The sequence below is a fragment of the Pontiella sp. genome (assembly GCF_041622395.1).
Lineage (GTDB): Bacteria > Verrucomicrobiota > Kiritimatiellia > Kiritimatiellales > Pontiellaceae > Pontiella.
This window is the reverse complement of sequence record NZ_JBFJYW010000053.1, coordinates 1-15,430: the sequence shown is the minus strand read 5'-3', so window position 1 is coordinate 15,430 and position 15,430 is coordinate 1. Positions and strand designations below refer to the sequence as shown.

Sequence of the window (15,430 nt, the reverse complement as noted above, 5' to 3'; positions counted from 1 at the left end):
GCCCCCGAAAAACGCAGGAGCTTTCGCCGCAGGAAGCGGCGCGGCAGGCCCTGGATCGGCTTCCGGAGGACGAGCTGGCGCGCATCGACGAAGCGCGGCGCATCCTGCTGGAATTTCTCGACCGGCAACTCAAGATTCCAACCGCCGGCAAAACCACCGGGGAAATCATCCGCAACATCCCTAAGTATCCGTTGCTGGGCCGCCGCGTTACGTTGGTGGACAAACTGACGGCGAACGATCTCGTCCGCTTCTCCAACCGGATTCCGGACGGCTATGCGGACAGCCTGGTTGAATATGTTCGCGGATTCGTGGAAGAGACGATGGAGGAACCGTGCGACTAGCGCTTCCATGGGCGTTGCTGTTGCTGCTGCCGCTGCTGAAAATGGTCCTCGATCATTTCCGGAAGTCGGGCGGAGCCGCCGTGCGCTTCTCCTCGCTGGCCTCGTTCAAGAAGGTTCCGCCAACCCTGCGCCTGCGCTTCATGCCGTTGCTCTTTTGGCTTCAGGCGCTGGCGCTGGCACTGCTCGTCTTCGCCTGCGCCAAACCGCAGCTCAAGGACCTGACCCAGGGAATTCCCAAGGAAGGCATCGCGATCGAGCTGGTGGTCGACATCTCCAGCTCGATGGATATTTCGATGCCGTTCCGCGACAGCACCATGAGCCGCATGGAAGTCACCAAGCAGGTGGTGGAACAGTTTGCCGCGGAACGCCCCAACGACCTGCTCGGCCTGATCACCTTTGCGCGCTATGCCGACACCGTCTGCCCGCTGACGCTCGGCCACGACTCCCTGCTCTACTTCATCCGCGACCTCGAAATCGAATCGCGCCCCAACGAAGACGGCACCGCCTTCGGCGACGCGGTCACGCTGGCCGCCGCCCGCCTCAAGACGGCGGAGGAGCGCTATGCCGCGGCCGAGGGCGAAAGCCTCGGCTACGAGATCAAGAGCAAGGTCATCATCCTGCTGACCGACGGCAACAACAACTGCGGGCGGCACCTGCCGATGGAAGGCGCGGCGCTGGCCAAGCACTGGGACATCCGCCTGCACACCATCGCCATCACCGACCCGCCGGAGATGAAGACCATCCAGACGCCGGAGGGCCCCGTGCAAATCGAGCAGGAGCCGCTGGTGCAGGAACGCATCCTCGAAAAAATGGCCGAAACCACCGGCGGCATCTACCGCCGCGCCACCGACGACGCCTCGCTGCGCGACATCTACGAAGAGATCAACGCCATGGAAACCTCCGAGATCGAGACGGAGCGCTACCACACCTATAAGGACGTCTTCCAGCCGTTCGCGGCCGTGGGGCTGCTGCTCCTCGTTGGCCACGCCGCCTTAGCCACCACTTGGCTCAGGAGGATTCCCTGATGCCGATCTATTTCTACAACCCCAACGCCCTGCTATGGCTGTGGCTGGTTCCCGCCGCGGCGGGGCTGTTCCTCTATGCCGCCGTCCGGCGCAAACAGGCGATCCGCGCCTTCGGCACGGGCGCCTTGTTCATCAGCCGCAAGCGCGAAGCGGTCGGCAGCTGCCTGGCGATTGCCCTGGTGGTGTTCGCCCTCGCCCAACCCGCCTGGGACCTGCAGGAGCAAAAGCTGCAGGAGACCGGCCGCGATGTGGTCTTCCTGCTCGACGTCTCCCGCAGCATGCTGGCCGAAGACATGCATCCCAACCGACTGGAAAACGCCAAGACCGCTATCCTCGACTGCGTCGAAACGCTGTCGGGCGACCGCGTCGGGCTGGTGCTGTTCGCGGGCTCGGCGGAGATCCGCTGCCCGCTGACGGTCGACTACGACTATTTCCGCATGGCGCTGCGGCAGGCTTCGCCGAACAGTATTGCGGCGGGCGGCACGATGATTGGCCACGCGGTCGAGCGCACGCTCGAAAAGCTGCTCGACCCCGCCAACGCGGGCATGCAGGACCTGATCCTGATCACCGACGGCGAAGACATGGTCGACGGCCCCGACGAAGTCGAGGCGGTCAAGAAACTGGCCGACGCCGGGGTGCGGTTCATCGCCATCGGCATCGGCGACCGCGCGCGCGGCAGCCGTATTGCGCTGGAGGACGAGGAGAGTGGAGCGCGCTCGTTCATGAAGCACGGCAACACCGAGGTTTGGACCAAGCTGCATGCCGAAACCCTGCGCCGCATGACGGCCGCCGTCCCCGACGGCATCTATTTCGACGTGGCCAACGGCCCGTTCGATTTGGCGCGGATCTACCGCCAGATCATGGAAAACGCCGAGCGCGCTTCCACCGATTCGCAGGTGATGGAACGCTACGAGGAAAAGTTCCACCTCTTCCTGGGCGGCGCCGTGATCGTGTTGCTCGCCGCCAACCGCTGGAGGAGGAGAACATGACGAGGTTCGCAGGTCTGAAGGTCGCGAGTCGCAGGGCGCTGCTCTGCGTTGCGTTGCTGGTGGCCGGGGTCCTCCAGGCCGCCCCGGCGAAGCTGTTCAAGGCGGGGAACGTTGCGCTGGCCGAAAAACGGTACGAGGATGCGATCAATGCCTACCACGAGGCGCTGGCCGAGGCGCCGGGGTCGGCCGAGATTGCCTACAATCTGGGCAACGCCCAGTACCGCGCCACGATGTTCGAGGATGCGATGTATTCCTACGAGCATGCCGCGTCGCTGGCGGAGACGGATGCGATGCGCGGCCAGTGCTGGTACAACATCGGCAACTGCCTGATGAAGACCGGCGAGAGCGTGCGCGAGACGGACGGGCGCGCGGCGGCGGCCTATTGCCAACAGGCGGCCTGGCTCTACCGCATGGCGCTCGGCTACGACCCCGCCTTTGAAAACGCGGCCTATAACCTGGAAATTTCGCTGCGGATTGCGGCGCAGATCGAGGAAGAGGTCCGGCAGCAGGAGGAACAGCAAAGCCAGCAAGACGAGTTGATCGCCTACCTCCGCGAAAAGCTGCAGGAGTTCATTGAACGGCAGACCGCGCTGATCGAAACCCAAAACACGGGCGAACCCCAGCGGCAGCTGGAAACGGAGACGCGCGAGCTGGCGAAGGTGATCGAGGATTCCGGCCTGCAAGCCGAAATCCCCCTGCCGGACGGCACCCGGTTGCCGGGACCGCTGAAGGAAACCTTCGACCACACGTTGCTGGCGGCCGAGGCCATGGCGAAGCCGGACCAGCCGACCGCGCTGGCGGAGCTCGTCGCCGCGCTGGGCGCCGCGCCGGAGGACCCGAACCAACAGGACGGGGAATCGGACGAGGAGAGCGAGGACGACGAAGACTACGACATGGATTACGAGGAATCGGACGAGGATGCGGACCAGTATGAAGAGGCCGACCCGTTCGGCGACTTCTCGGAATACGAGGAGATCCGCGGCGTGCCGCCCCCCAACGCGACCGAAATGGATATCCTTGCCGAAGAGGTCCGCAACCAAGAGCGGCGCAAGGAAAAGAAGGCCGGGGAATACAAGGCCGTCGAGAAGGATTGGTAAGGCAGATTGGATGAATGGAGCGATGAAGTTAATGCATTTCTGGAAAAGCACGATCCTCGCAACCGCAACGGTTGCGGTCGCGGGTTTGTCGGGGGCGGAGACCAACTTCTATGCCCAGGCAACCGCGACGGAAACGAATGTCTTCCTGGGGCAGGTGTTCAATTTGGACGTGATCGTGAAGGCGGCGGAAAAACCGGATGTGCCGGCGCTGGAATCGATGGAGGAGTTCAATGCAACGGTGCTGAGCGCGGGAAAACCCACGAGCGCCCCCAACACGTGGCTCTACCGCTTTGCCCTGCGCGCCAAGCGCGAGGGCGAGCTGACGGTCCCGGCGTTGCGCTTCGGCTCGGTCTATTCAACGGCGGTGCCCATCGTGGCGCGCAAGCCCGAGACCACCGACCGCATGACGCTGGAGCAGCAGTTGACGAAGACGTCGGTCTATGTCGGCGAGCCGCTGGTGCTGAAGACCGTCTGGGACAGCACCTACCAGTTCGGCGCCATCAAGGCGGTCGACTTCCATTTCCCGATCCTCAACGACAACCGCTTCCAGATTCTGGACCCGCACGAGCCGGACCGGGAAAAGAACGCCAATGCCACGGGGCTGCCGGTTCACGGCACGCGCGTGCTGGCCCTGCGCAAGAGTTACCAGGAGGGGGAAACGCAACACCAGTCGCTCGAGTTCGCCAAGGTGCTGATTCCGAAGAAGAGCGGCAAGATCGTCATCCCGCCCGCCACCCTGCTCTGCGCGGCGGAGCAGGAAAAGGACGCCAACACCCCGAAGGCCCGCCGCTCGGCCTTCCAGTATCCGGCCTATTTCGATAACACCTTCTTCGACCAAAACGTGACGGGCGGAGACTGGCAACGGATCTACACCGAGTCGCAACCGCTGGAACTCGACGTGAAACCGCTTCCGACCGAGGGGCGGCCCGACTTGTTCAACGGCATGGTCGGCGACTTCGAGATCGCGGTGGCCGCCGAACCGACCGACGTGCGCGTCGGCGAACCGATCACCCTGACCATCACGATTACCGCAACCGACTTCATGGAAAACATTTTCTTCGAAGCGCTGCGCTACCAGCCCTACCTCGTCAACCGCTTCGAGATCCCCTCCGACCGCTCGCTGCCGCAACTGTCGGGCAACTCGAAAATCTACACGCAGACCATCCGCCCGCTATCGACGAGCAACAACGAGATTCCGCCGATCCAGCTGGCCTATTTCAGCCCAACGCAAAACGCGTATGTGGTGGCGGAATCGCCGGCGATCCCGATCCGGGTTTCGGCGGCGGAGGAGATCGGCGTCTTTGGGCGCGGCAACTTCCAGAACCGGTTGCGGGCGGTGGAGGACGGGATTCGGCAAAACTATGTGGGGCCCGAGCTGCTGACGAGCAAACGGTTGCCGTTGCTGGGCTGGGCGCATCCGTATGCGGTGCTGGCGTTCCTGCTGTTGCCGCCGCTGGCGGTGGGCGGGGCCTCGCTGGTTTCGCTGTTCGGCGAGAAGAAGCACCACATCCAACGCACGGCCAAGGCGGCGCGCGCCTTCAAGGTCTTCCGCAAGAACGCCGCGCACATCCGGACCCGAGAAATGAAAAGCGAGATCTATCGGGACCTCGACGGCGTGTTGCGCGCCTACCTCGGCGACCGCCTGCTCCTCAATCCCGGCGCCCTCTCCTTCCGCGATGCCGAGCACGGTCTCGTTGAAGCCGGAGCCGATATCCGCACCCAGCAAGAACTCAAAAAGCTGTTTGCGCTTTGCGAGGCCTATCGCTTCACCTCCGCATTCGACGAACCGGGCGATGCGCGGCAAATCGTCCGCGAAGCCGTCCGCATTGTTAAGACCGTGGAGAACTCACTGAAATGAAGATGACGCTCAAACTCACCGCGCTCTGCCTGCTGGCGGGGCTCCCGGCCTTGGCCGCCGACTACCGGCTCACCACGCTGGAGACGGCGCAGGGCATGTTCCAGTCCGCGACGAACTCGGCCATGTATGCGGCGGCGGCCCAGCAGTTCGAATTCCTGGTCGAGGAGGAGGGCGTCCGCAACGGCCGGCTCTTCTACACGCTGGGCAACAGCTGGTTCATGGCGAACGATCTGGGCCGGGCGATCCTGAACTATCGCCGCGCCGAGCACTACCTTCCGGGCAACGCCGACGTGCAGCACAACCTGGCCTCGGCGCTGGCGTTGCGCACCGACCTGATCCCCAAACAGGAGCCGTCGCCGCTCGCGGCCAAGCTGCTGGGCTGGCATCTCAACTCTTCGACCACCTTGCGCTGGTGGTTGTTCGCATTCTGCTGGTTGCTCTTCTGGAGTGCCTGCTTCTGGACGAGCCGAACCCCGAAAAAAGAGGCGCGCATCACCGCCGCGGCAACGGGCGTGCTCTCGGCCATCCTGCTGGCATCGCTGTTGGCCGATGCCATCATGGCGCGGCGGGCGCACCCGGGCGTGATCGTGGCGAGGGAGGTGCTGGCCCGCAAGGGCGACGGCACCATGTATGCCCCGGCGTTTCTGGAACCCCTGCATTCGGGCACGGAATTCAGGTTGCTCGAAGAGCGGACCGACTGGTGGCATGTTCGGTTGGCCGACGGCCAATCCTGCTGGATCCCCGCCGGCGCCGCCGAGACGGTGAAGCTGGATTGAAAGTCGCGGAGCATCCGGAAACCGGAATTCCCCAAACGCCCCCATCTAGGCAATGAGCTGGCGGACTTTGGCTACGACCTTGTCGGGGGTGAAGGGCTTTTCGAGCACGGCGGCATCGGGCGGGACGCCCTCTTCGTTGAGCTGGCTGCGCGAATAACCGGACATGAAGAGCACTTCGATCTGCGGATAGAGCTCCTTGGCCGCAATGGCCAGCTCGGCACCGCCGAGGCCGGGCATGACCACATCGGTGAAGAGCAGATCGATTGTGCCCTTGTACTGGCGGGCCACCTTCACGCCTTCCCACCCCTCTTCGGCGAGCAAGACGGTGTAGCCCTGCAACTCCAGGGTTTGCGCAACGAGCGTGCGGATCATCGGATCGTCTTCGACGAGCAGGATCGTGGCGGACGCCCCCTCGCCGCCCGGCGCTTCCTTGTCGAGCACGGGTTTGGATTCGGCCGCCGGCGGCGCGGAGAGCTCGGGTTCCAGCCTATCCCTGTGGTAGGAATCGTCCGCCAGACTGCAAACCGGCAAATAGAGGAAGAAGGTGGTTCCGCTCCCCGGTTTGCTGGCGACATTGATGAACCCGTTGTTCTCCTTCATGATGCTTTTCACGATCGAAAGCCCCAGCCCGGTGCCTTTGCCGGAGGGCTTGGTCGTGAAGAAGGGTTCGAAGATCCTGGCGCGCGTCGCTTCATCGATCCCGGTTCCGGAGTCTTGCACGGAGATTTCGGCGAACGGTCCGGCCGCCAGCTTGTCGGGCTTGTTGCAATCGCCGTTTTCGATCTGGCGGTGCCCGACCTTGATGGTGATGCGCCCGCCGTTGGGCATGGCATCGCGCGCGTTTACCGCGAGGTTCATCAGAACTTGCCCCATCTGGACCGGGTCGGCCTTGACATAGAGCGGCTCGGCCGACGATTTGGTGACGAGCGTGATCCGTTCGCCGATCAGGCGCGTGAGCATCTTGTCGGTATCCTGCAACATGCTGTTGAGGTCGAGGGTGACGGGCTCGGTCTTTTCCTTTTGGCTAAAGCTGAGCAGCTTGCGGGTGATGAACGAGGCCTTGCGGGCGGCGTCGATGACTTCCTTGGCGTTTTGCCCGACTTCGGCGGAGGTGGGATCGGCGACGATGAGGCTGGAATAGCCGTCGATGATGGTGAGCAAATTGTTGAAGTCGTGGGCGATGCTCCCGGCCAGGCGGCCGACGGCTTCCATCTTCTGCGAATGGTGCAGCTGCTCGCTGAGCATCGCGCGTTCGTTTTCGAGCATTTGGCGTTCGACGGCGGGCATGATGATATTTTTGCCCAGCAGGATATTGAGCAACACCAGAATGAAGAGTCCGCTCAGCAGGTAGACCCCGATGGCGAAAGCCATCGGCAAGGTTGTGCCGACTTCGCCAATGATTCCGTTCATTTTCAGCAGAAAAACCAGAAACCCACCCGTGATGATGGATGATCCGATCGATGCGATGAACAAGATCAGCAGGATCTTGCCTTTCAATCTGTTGTTTTGCACTCCCATGATGACCCCTTTAAAGAAGTTCGCGCAGACCTTACCACCGCCGCAGCCGGGCACACGACCAAAATGCTTTGAATCCGCGTCACGTATTGAACGTCTATTGTTTCTCCGACCAGTTCCAGAAGTTGCGGAGCATGCGCAGACCGACCGCCTGCGATTTTTCCGGGTGGAACTGGGTGGCGAAAATATTTTCTTTCCAGACGCAGGAGCAATAGTCGATTCCGTATTCGGTTTTCCCGGCAACCAGGTCGGGGCTATCCGGCACGACGTAGTACGAGTGCACGAGATAAAAGAACGACCGGTCGTCGATCCCCTCGAACATGGGACAATCCGGTTGCACTTCGACCATGCGATTCCAGCCGATTTGCGGAACCTTCAGCTCCCGCGGAAGGTCGAACCGTTTCACGGTTCCCGGCAAGAGGCCCAACCCCTCGACCCCGGGCGACTCCTCGGAGCTCTTGAACAGCGCCTGAAGCCCCAGACAAATGCCCATCAGCGGTTTCCCGGCATCGGTCCAATCCTTGATGGCCCCGACAAAATCGTGCTCAACCAGATGCCCCATGCAATCGCCGAATGCACCGACCCCCGGAAGGATCAATGCACGGCAACCGTCCATCTCCTGTTTGCGGGTGATGATTTTCGCCTCGAGCTCCAGAAACCGGAACGCATTCGTCACGCTGCCGAGGTTTCCCATTCCATAGTCAATGATGCCAATCATGGTCCAATCCTTTTAAAAAGGCGGATACTGTACCCACCACGCCGCCGAGGGGAACCTAAAAACGCCGCCAATTCCAAGCTCGTTGACAACTTCTTTAAATAGTATTTATTGCTAGAAAAAAATTATCGCTCCATCCGCCCGGCATCCGTAGCATTAGGAATGAAGGAGACAGGCCTTATGAGCACCTTAATATCGCAAAAAACCTTGGACGCGGCCTCGAACTGCAAGCACAACCATATCTGCACGACGAACGAAGGGAAGCCCTTTTGCACGATCGAAAGCGTCGTGGGCAACACGGTCTTTTTCACCGGCACCCGGCACACACCGGGCTGCGTGTACCAATGCTCGTTCGGCAGCGCCTACATGTGCACCTGCCCCGTTCGGCAGGAGCTCTTCGTCAAACACGGGATCTAACCCCACCACGTCCGCACACGCACCGCGGAACCGCCCGCAAAACGGTCCCTCGCTATTGCGCTTTGAGAATCAGCGTGACGGATGTGATCAGCAGCACGGCGTAGATCAGGATCGTGTAGTGTTTCTGTTCGGTCTTATGGGTCAGCCACCAGCCCAGCGCCACCCCGAGCGGAATCACGGGCAAAAGCACCCCGCCCAGCTTCAGATTGTCGGGCTCGATGCGCCCGAGCATGGCAAACGGGACGAGCTTGACCAGATTGAGCATCCAGAAAAAGGCGCAACTGGTGCCGGCGTACCGTTTCTTTTCGAGCTGTTGCGGCAGCAGATACATCTGCACGACGGGCCCCGCCGCGTGCGCCAAGGTGGACGTGATGCCCGCCGCAAACCCAAAGACGGCGCCCTTGCCCCAGGTCGGTTGCGAGGCGTGGATATGCTTCAGGATCCATTTCTTGGCGGCGAAATAGAGCACGAAAACAATACCCAAAACGCCAATCGAGATTTTCAATGCCCGGTCCGAAACCGCGATCATGGCCGAATCCGAAACGAACAGGTAGCTGGCCAGCACAACGCCCAGAAGGGTCGCGGGCATCAAATAGATCAACCGCCCCCAAAGCACCTTCCGCCAATAGAAGCAAAGAGCAATGGCATCCATCAGGCAGAGCATCGGCAGCATGAAGCCGACCGCCGAGCGCGCCGCCTGCGCCTGCGCCGGCCAAACGAGAATCAGGATCGGCAGGGCAATGTTGCCCACCGGAAACCCGCCCTTGCTCATCCCCGTCAGAAAAAGGCTTAGCCCGATCCAGAAGAGATCGAGGAAGGTGTAGTCCGCAAGAAAGTCCATGGCACCGAATCTCCGGCTAATGGGGACCGAGGAATCTTTCCCCGTTAAAATGAATGAGATGATCCGGCGAATCGGCAACCCATACTTCCGTTTCCCATGAAATCACACCCAAGTACTTCGCCATCAGACGTCTGTCGGGGAAGGCGGTAACGTACACAATACCTGATTCAGCAGACGAAAATAGGCTCGCCAGCTCCGTATGCCTTTTTGCATCGACAGGTCCGTGGCTCGTTACGGATTCAATCAAGATGAGCCACTCCTTTTCAGGATAGAAAACAATGACGTCTGGCATTTTGCCGTGTTCTTCGGTTGAGCAACCCAGCTCATTCATTCTTTCCTTGCAGCGGAAAGCAAACTTCTCCTTCGTATCACCGATGTACAGAACTTCGGCCGCAGGGGCGAAGCGTGGACAAAACTGCTCAATGATGGCTTTCACGAGCTTGTTGTGTGTGCCAGGAGAAAGCATCACTTCTGCCCCGTCACTATAACGAACTGGAATTTTCTCCATATCTCGCGCCGCCTCATATTGCTCCTTCAGCGCTGGCACTTTCTCCAAATAGTTCTTCAACTCTGAATCCCATGCACCCGTACCATGCTTCCCAAGTAGCAATTTGGCATTTCCCTCCAACTGGTAGCACCACTTTGGACTGTTGGTTGCACGTATGGGATCATCTGGATTTTCCCGCACCAATCCAGCTTGTACAAATTGATGCATGGTCTGACGTCGAAAAGTCTCCCGCGTGTTGGGTGCGTAGTTGACTCCATAGTAATCTCGGCAAAAATCCATTATAGGTGTGATTCCTATTAGTGGAGAACCAACCGCCGACCACTCGTCTTCAGGCACCAGCCCTGCTAGTGCCAGCAATGTCAATGCGGAGCGTTCGTTCTGCTGTTCTTTCGGCAGACCCAGTTCCTGCAAAATGGCCAAAGCTTCTTTGATCTTCTGTTTTATCTTTCTTTTGCTCGGTCGTTTTATAGGTGCCATCCTGTCTGCCTCTGCTTCCACCAATTCATCGATCATATCTTGATCAGCGGATACTTTCGTAAATACCCGCCCCCAGTTCTTTAGGGTCTCTAAACTAGGATATCGCAACCTTTTTAAGTCTCCGGCATTGACTTGGGTGTGTCCACTGAAAAGCCTGAAATACATATCTACCAAAGTGGAGTTCAGAAATAGCACAACCCCCTCCACTACTCCATCGGGCAATCCAAGCCCATTTGCATGGTAGACATTCAAATGGTTTTCAAAACCAACCAATCCTTCCGCCCGGCACAGCGCCGCCACAATCCTACGCGGCTCCTCTTTGGTGGAAAAGCGCTTTACGACGACATAGCTTCCAGGCGGGAGCAAGAGCCCTTCGGTTGCTTCGCATACTTCGACAAACTGGGCTTTTCGAAACTTCTTTTTTGGATGCTCGGTTTCACCATCCACCATATGGCCAGGATAATACAAAGGCACTGTGTTTCCATCCGATGCCATATGCAGGAACTCTTTAGCCCGGAAATCAACAACCCGCCCCGTTGAAACACTTATTCCCAAATCCTCCAGACGGCAAGGTAGTGCGTTCATTTGCTCGACAATCCCCTGATCAAAATCGTTTACCGCAACATGTACGATATGCTCTCTGCCTTGCATGTCCACGACCTGCGCAATGTCCACCGTGCGACTGGTCAGCAAATCCCAACCCGATCCGCTGCTACACGAAACGACAACCTGGTCGGCAACCTGACCTTTGATGAGATTGATAATGATGTTCTCCTGCAAGACGTCATCATCGGAAAAAGCCAAGTCTCGCTGTTCGAAAACATGGATTCGTCGAAGCGCGGTCTGCTCAAGCAGGAATTTCCGAAACGGGATGAAGTAGGAGCCATTGCAAAAACTACGGGGGGTAATCGCGACCATCTCGCCGCCATCCTCCAGCCATTTTATCGCCAGCGCGGTAAAGGCAGAATACAGGTTTCCAGTTTCTATCCCCAGTGACCGCAGGGCTTTCCGTTGCTCCGACTGGCTCCCGATTTTCTTGTAGGGCGGATTCAGTATGGTGTGGGTATAAAGCCGGAGATCTGCCTCAAACAGGCTCTTTTCAAATTGCCGACGGGTATATAGAATAAAATCTTCCTCAATTATTTCAGCAGAAAATTCCACACCTGCTTCCCTGCAATGGCTCCCACAAACATTCAAGGTCACTTCAAGATAATTTCGAACGAAAGGATCGATTTCAAATGCGGTAACCTCGATGGATTTCGGAGGCGCCTCCAACCCGACCAGCCTTGTCACAAATGCCGCGGTCAACGAACCGATTCCGGCTCCGGGATCGAGAAGCCGAACATGCTCAACAGAAACAGTCGCCACCATCCCCACCATGAACTCAGCAATGTTTGATGGGGTGAAAAACTGGCCAAGCTGGGATTGACGCTTCGCGCTAATCTGCCGCGAAACATCAAGCCGTCGGAAATCCAGCAGTCCCATCAGACCGATGGACTTGTTGTCCAGATAGGCAACGCCCGGTTCCCGAACCTGGTTTGCGACCTGATCAAAATTTGAGGGCGCTCCCATTTCCGCATACACTTTCGACAGCAATCGTTCCTGGGTCAGCGTCTGGGATGAAACTCCGTAGAATGCGGCAAGGTCGGTGCATTGTTCCTGCGTAGGCAGACGGACATTCCGTTCCACCTTGCTTAATAGCGACACATCCAAATCAACAGCTGTGGCCACTTCTTTCAGGGTCAGCCCAGCTTCTTCACGCAGCATGCGCAAGTTTGAGCCGATAGCCTTAAATGGGTTTTTTTGATTGGACATGTTTTGTCCAATACCATGGAAAAGCGCTGGTCAGCAAGCGTATAGAAACGATAATGCCATTTAGGCTATCTACTCTAGGCCCCGATGCGGCCTTTGCTGGAGGGAATCAGGTCGAGCGCGCGCGGATCGGTGTCGCACGCGACGCGCAGGGCGCGGGCGGCGGACTTGAAGATGGCTTCGATGCAGTGGTGCAGGTCCTCGCCGAATTTCAGCTCGATATGCAGGTTCATTTTGGCGGAGTCGCAAAACGAGCGCCAGAAATGCTTGATGATGGTGACGTCGAAGTCGCGGATATATTTTTGTTCGTGCTCCATCTTGTAGACGAAGAAGGGGCGGCCACCGAGATCGAGGCAGACCTCGGCCTGCGCCTGCGCCTCGTCCATCGGCAACACCCAAAAACCGTATCGGTTGATCCCCTTGCGGTCGCCCAGCGCCTCGTTGAACGCCTCGCCCAAAACGATTCCGACGTCTTCGACGAGGTGGTGGTAGTCGACCTCGATGTCGCCGGTGGCCTGGATGGTCAGGTCGAGCAGCGCGTGCTTGGCGAGCAGGTCGAGCATGTGGTCGAAGAACGGGACGCCCGTTGAGATTTCATAGTTCGCCTTGCCGTCGATGTTCAACGAGAGGTCGATCTGCGTTTCCTTGGTGGTGCGAATGATGTGCGCGGTACGGGTTGGTTGCATGTCGGAATCCTTTGGTTCGCGATAACCTAAAACGGCAACCGATCCCCATCAAGCCATAAAAAAGCACCCGCGCTCCAAAGAACCGGGTGCCGCAAACCGTTCGGGTTCGGTTATTCCGCCGCGGGCGCTTTGCCAACCGTTGCGGCGGCCGGGTTGGGCGCAACGATTTCGATCGGCTTATCGAGGTTGACCGGCGCGTTGGTGCTGGCCAGGCATCCCTCGGCCTTCAAGGCCTCGATCACCGCATGGGCACTGTCGGCAACCCTTTGGTAGTGATCGAGCATTACGTTTTCGTAAAGCCGGTCAAACGCCGACAACTCATCCTTCATCGCCTGGTCCTGCTTCTCGTTGGCACTCAACCGCCCATCGAGGCCGTTGAGCTTGACGGTGTTGGCGGCACTCATCAGCTTCGAAGCCTCGGCATAGCCCTTGACGATCTTGAGTTCCTCGAGGACCTTCTCCATCGTCACCTGCAACTCGGCCAGCTGGGCGCCGTTTTCCTTGCTCTTCTCCAACCCGGTCATCGCCGATTTCTTCAAGACATCGATGGAGGCGTCGTGCGCTTCCACCTTCGTGAGATAATCCCGATGCGAGGCATCGATCATTTCCTGAACCTGCGATGAGGTGGCGCATCCGGCCAACAGCGCGGCGCATCCCATAAGCACGAGAGAATTCATTACGTTCATTGTCTGCCTCCTTCTAAATTAGCGGTCTTCAAATCGATAATTACCAAGCTAGGCACTTGCCCGACCCGGGTCAACGCTATATATAAGCACGGTCCATGCCCGAATACATGATTTATCACGCGAAACGCCCGCCGAGCCTTCGGCCGGAAACAACACCATGAACAACGAATTCAAAGTTTTACCCAAGTGGCTGATCAACCTGTTTCTTTGGATCGGCCTCAGTGCCGGGATCGCCGTACGGTCGCTGATGCTGCTCAACCGCGCCAATCCGGTTGCGGCCATCTGGGTGTGGCGCTTCGCCATGCTCAGCTACTTCATCTTCTTCGCCTACCGCTATTTCATCGGACGCCGCCGAAAACGCGTCGTGATCAACCACGACCTCATCGCCAAGATCTCCCAAGCGGAAGGACTCGACGACGTCACTCGCGATGGAACCCTCTACATCCTGCGCTCCATCGTAAGGTCCAAGGAACTTTATAACTACGCATTCATCTGCATTCTCAGCCTGATCGCCCTCCTGCTCGATTTTCTGGTCGCTTAAAATCCCCGTGTATATTGGGTTTTCTTGCCGACGCCGAATTTAGTACTAATATTGTACTTGATTAATCCGGGCCATCCGCTACCTTCATCCGCATCAACAACAAAGGGACTGATATGGCTTCAATTACACTTCAAGGAAATCCAGTAAGTACCGTCGGCGAACTTCCGGCCGTTGGTAGCGTAGCACCGGCATTCAGCGCAGTGAAAACCGACCTTTCCGCATGCGCACTGTCCGACCTCGCTGGCCAAAAGGTCGTACTCAACATTTTCCCGAGCATCGACACCGGGGTTTGCGCCGCCTCCACCCGCCACTTCAACAAGGCCGCCGGAGAGCTCGACAACATCGTCGTCGTTTGCGTCTCGGCCGATCTTCCGTTCGCCCTCGGCCGCTTCTGCGGCGCCGAAGGCCTTGAGAAGGTCGTTCCGGTCTCCGTGTTCCGCAACCCCGAATTCGGCAGCAATTACGGCGCGACCATCGCCGACGGCCCCCTCGCCGGACTCCTCTCCCGCGCCGTCGTCGTCATCGACGAAGCCGGCAAGGTGGTCTATACCGAACAGGTCCCCGAAATCGCACAGGAACCCAACTACGAGGCCGCGCTGGCCGCCCTTAAATAATTCCCCAAAGAAACACCCCACACCCCAACAGAACGGGTCGCCTCTTCCCCCTTGGCGACCCGTTCGCCTTTTGAAACATCATTCTGCACCGCATCATTTTGTCGAAATCCATTCCGTACCGCACCCGCGTCTGAAGCAATGGACACAAAGAGGCTCAAAAGCACAAAGAAAACAGGGACAGTGCTGGACCATTTTTTACAACCCGCTAATTTTCTCTAAACGCCTCCGCATGCATTCAGGTGAAAGATGCGGGGTAAAACATCCAATATCCGCGGTATCGTTTTTTACCCATAAATCTTTTATCTGCCAGCCCCCAATCAAGACCGTCGCGGAAGACAGGAACCTTTCAAACCCGCTAATTTTCTCCAACGAACACGGATTCCCCATTAGTCCGCCGGAGCGATAGACATGGATCGAGAACCGAGTCGTCTGCACTCCTAGGGGAACGGATTCCATAGCGACAACCGAGACGGGCCGCGGATCGTCTCCCTATTCCGAACGATGGAGACGATGAATGATGCGCTGTAAACAT

At 58.6% G+C, this 15,430-nt stretch carries 15 protein-coding genes; 9 read left to right on the top strand and 6 right to left on the bottom strand.

Translation table 11 applies throughout. The annotated features are described in order from the left end of the window. The 6 genes from ABYO54_RS04875 to ABYO54_RS04850 form a co-directional block, all read left to right on the top strand. A partial coding sequence (locus ABYO54_RS04875) for a hypothetical protein (protein WP_372807120.1) occupies positions 1-341 on the top strand: 341 nt, incomplete at its 5' end. Continuing rightward, positions 332-1,366 carry a VWA domain-containing protein gene (locus tag ABYO54_RS04870; protein ID WP_372807119.1) on the top strand — a complete coding sequence of 345 codons (1,035 nt, stop codon included), beginning with the start codon at positions 332-334 and terminating at the stop codon, positions 1,364-1,366. The genes ABYO54_RS04875 and ABYO54_RS04870, both read left to right, overlap by 10 nt. After that, entirely contained in the window at positions 1,366-2,355 is a 990-nt protein-coding gene (locus ABYO54_RS04865) for a VWA domain-containing protein (RefSeq protein ID WP_372807118.1), read from the top strand. The genes ABYO54_RS04870 and ABYO54_RS04865 overlap by 1 nt, the downstream gene beginning before the upstream one ends. Beyond that, positions 2,352-3,452, top strand: coding sequence for a tetratricopeptide repeat protein (locus tag ABYO54_RS04860; RefSeq protein ID WP_372807117.1), 1,101 nt, complete (start codon positions 2,352-2,354; stop codon positions 3,450-3,452). The genes ABYO54_RS04865 and ABYO54_RS04860 overlap by 4 nt, the downstream gene beginning before the upstream one ends. A gap of 22 nt (positions 3,453-3,474) precedes the next feature. Continuing rightward, a complete protein-coding gene (locus tag ABYO54_RS04855; protein WP_372807116.1) occupies positions 3,475-5,310 on the top strand; it encodes a hypothetical protein in 1,836 nt (611 codons plus the stop codon). After that, complete coding sequence (locus ABYO54_RS04850) at positions 5,307-6,086, top strand: hypothetical protein (RefSeq protein ID WP_372807115.1); 780 nt, start codon at positions 5,307-5,309, stop codon at positions 6,084-6,086. The genes ABYO54_RS04855 and ABYO54_RS04850 overlap by 4 nt, the downstream gene beginning before the upstream one ends. Before the next feature lie 45 nt (positions 6,087-6,131). Here ABYO54_RS04850 and ABYO54_RS04845 read toward each other — a convergent pair whose 3' ends face one another. After that, positions 6,132-7,604: an ATP-binding protein gene (locus ABYO54_RS04845; protein ID WP_372807114.1), complete on the bottom strand. Its 1,473-nt coding sequence runs from the start codon at positions 7,602-7,604 to the stop codon at positions 6,132-6,134. Positions 7,605-7,698: 94 nt separating this feature from the next. Beyond that, the gene (gene hisH, locus ABYO54_RS04840; protein ID WP_372807113.1) at positions 7,699-8,319 is read right to left on the bottom strand and encodes an imidazole glycerol phosphate synthase subunit HisH; all 621 of its coding nucleotides are present in this window, start codon (positions 8,317-8,319) and stop codon (positions 7,699-7,701) included. A gap of 177 nt (positions 8,320-8,496) precedes the next feature. Here hisH and ABYO54_RS04835 point away from each other — a divergent pair, with 177 nt between their 5' ends. After that, positions 8,497-8,733: a hypothetical protein gene (locus tag ABYO54_RS04835; protein WP_372807112.1), complete on the top strand. Its 237-nt coding sequence runs from the start codon at positions 8,497-8,499 to the stop codon at positions 8,731-8,733. Positions 8,734-8,785: 52 nt separating this feature from the next. Here the strand turns inward: ABYO54_RS04835 and ABYO54_RS04830 are convergent, their stop codons facing one another. The 4 genes from ABYO54_RS04830 to ABYO54_RS04815 all read right to left on the bottom strand — a co-directional run bounded on the left by ABYO54_RS04830 (position 8,786) and on the right by ABYO54_RS04815 (position 13,743). Beyond that, on the bottom strand, positions 8,786-9,574 hold the full coding sequence (locus ABYO54_RS04830; RefSeq protein WP_372807111.1) for a sulfite exporter TauE/SafE family protein: 789 nt from the start codon (positions 9,572-9,574) through the stop codon (positions 8,786-8,788). Positions 9,575-9,590: 16 nt separating this feature from the next. Further along, entirely contained in the window at positions 9,591-12,374 is a 2,784-nt protein-coding gene (locus ABYO54_RS04825; protein WP_372807110.1) for a BsuBI/PstI family type II restriction endonuclease, read from the bottom strand. Positions 12,375-12,448: 74 nt separating this feature from the next. Continuing rightward, complete coding sequence (hisB, locus tag ABYO54_RS04820; protein WP_372807109.1) at positions 12,449-13,057, bottom strand: imidazoleglycerol-phosphate dehydratase HisB; 609 nt, start codon at positions 13,055-13,057, stop codon at positions 12,449-12,451. Between the two features lie 110 nt (positions 13,058-13,167). Then, positions 13,168-13,743 (bottom strand): hypothetical protein, encoded by a 576-nt coding sequence (locus ABYO54_RS04815; RefSeq protein ID WP_372807108.1) that lies wholly within the window; start codon positions 13,741-13,743, stop codon positions 13,168-13,170. Positions 13,744-13,900: 157 nt separating this feature from the next. Here ABYO54_RS04815 and ABYO54_RS04810 point away from each other — a divergent pair, with 157 nt between their 5' ends. Next, complete coding sequence (locus ABYO54_RS04810) at positions 13,901-14,284, top strand: hypothetical protein (RefSeq protein ID WP_372807107.1); 384 nt, start codon at positions 13,901-13,903, stop codon at positions 14,282-14,284. 113 nt (positions 14,285-14,397) lie between these two features. After that, positions 14,398-14,898: a thiol peroxidase gene (tpx, locus tag ABYO54_RS04805; protein WP_372807106.1), complete on the top strand. Its 501-nt coding sequence runs from the start codon at positions 14,398-14,400 to the stop codon at positions 14,896-14,898. The last annotated feature ends 532 nt before the right edge of the window (positions 14,899-15,430 follow it).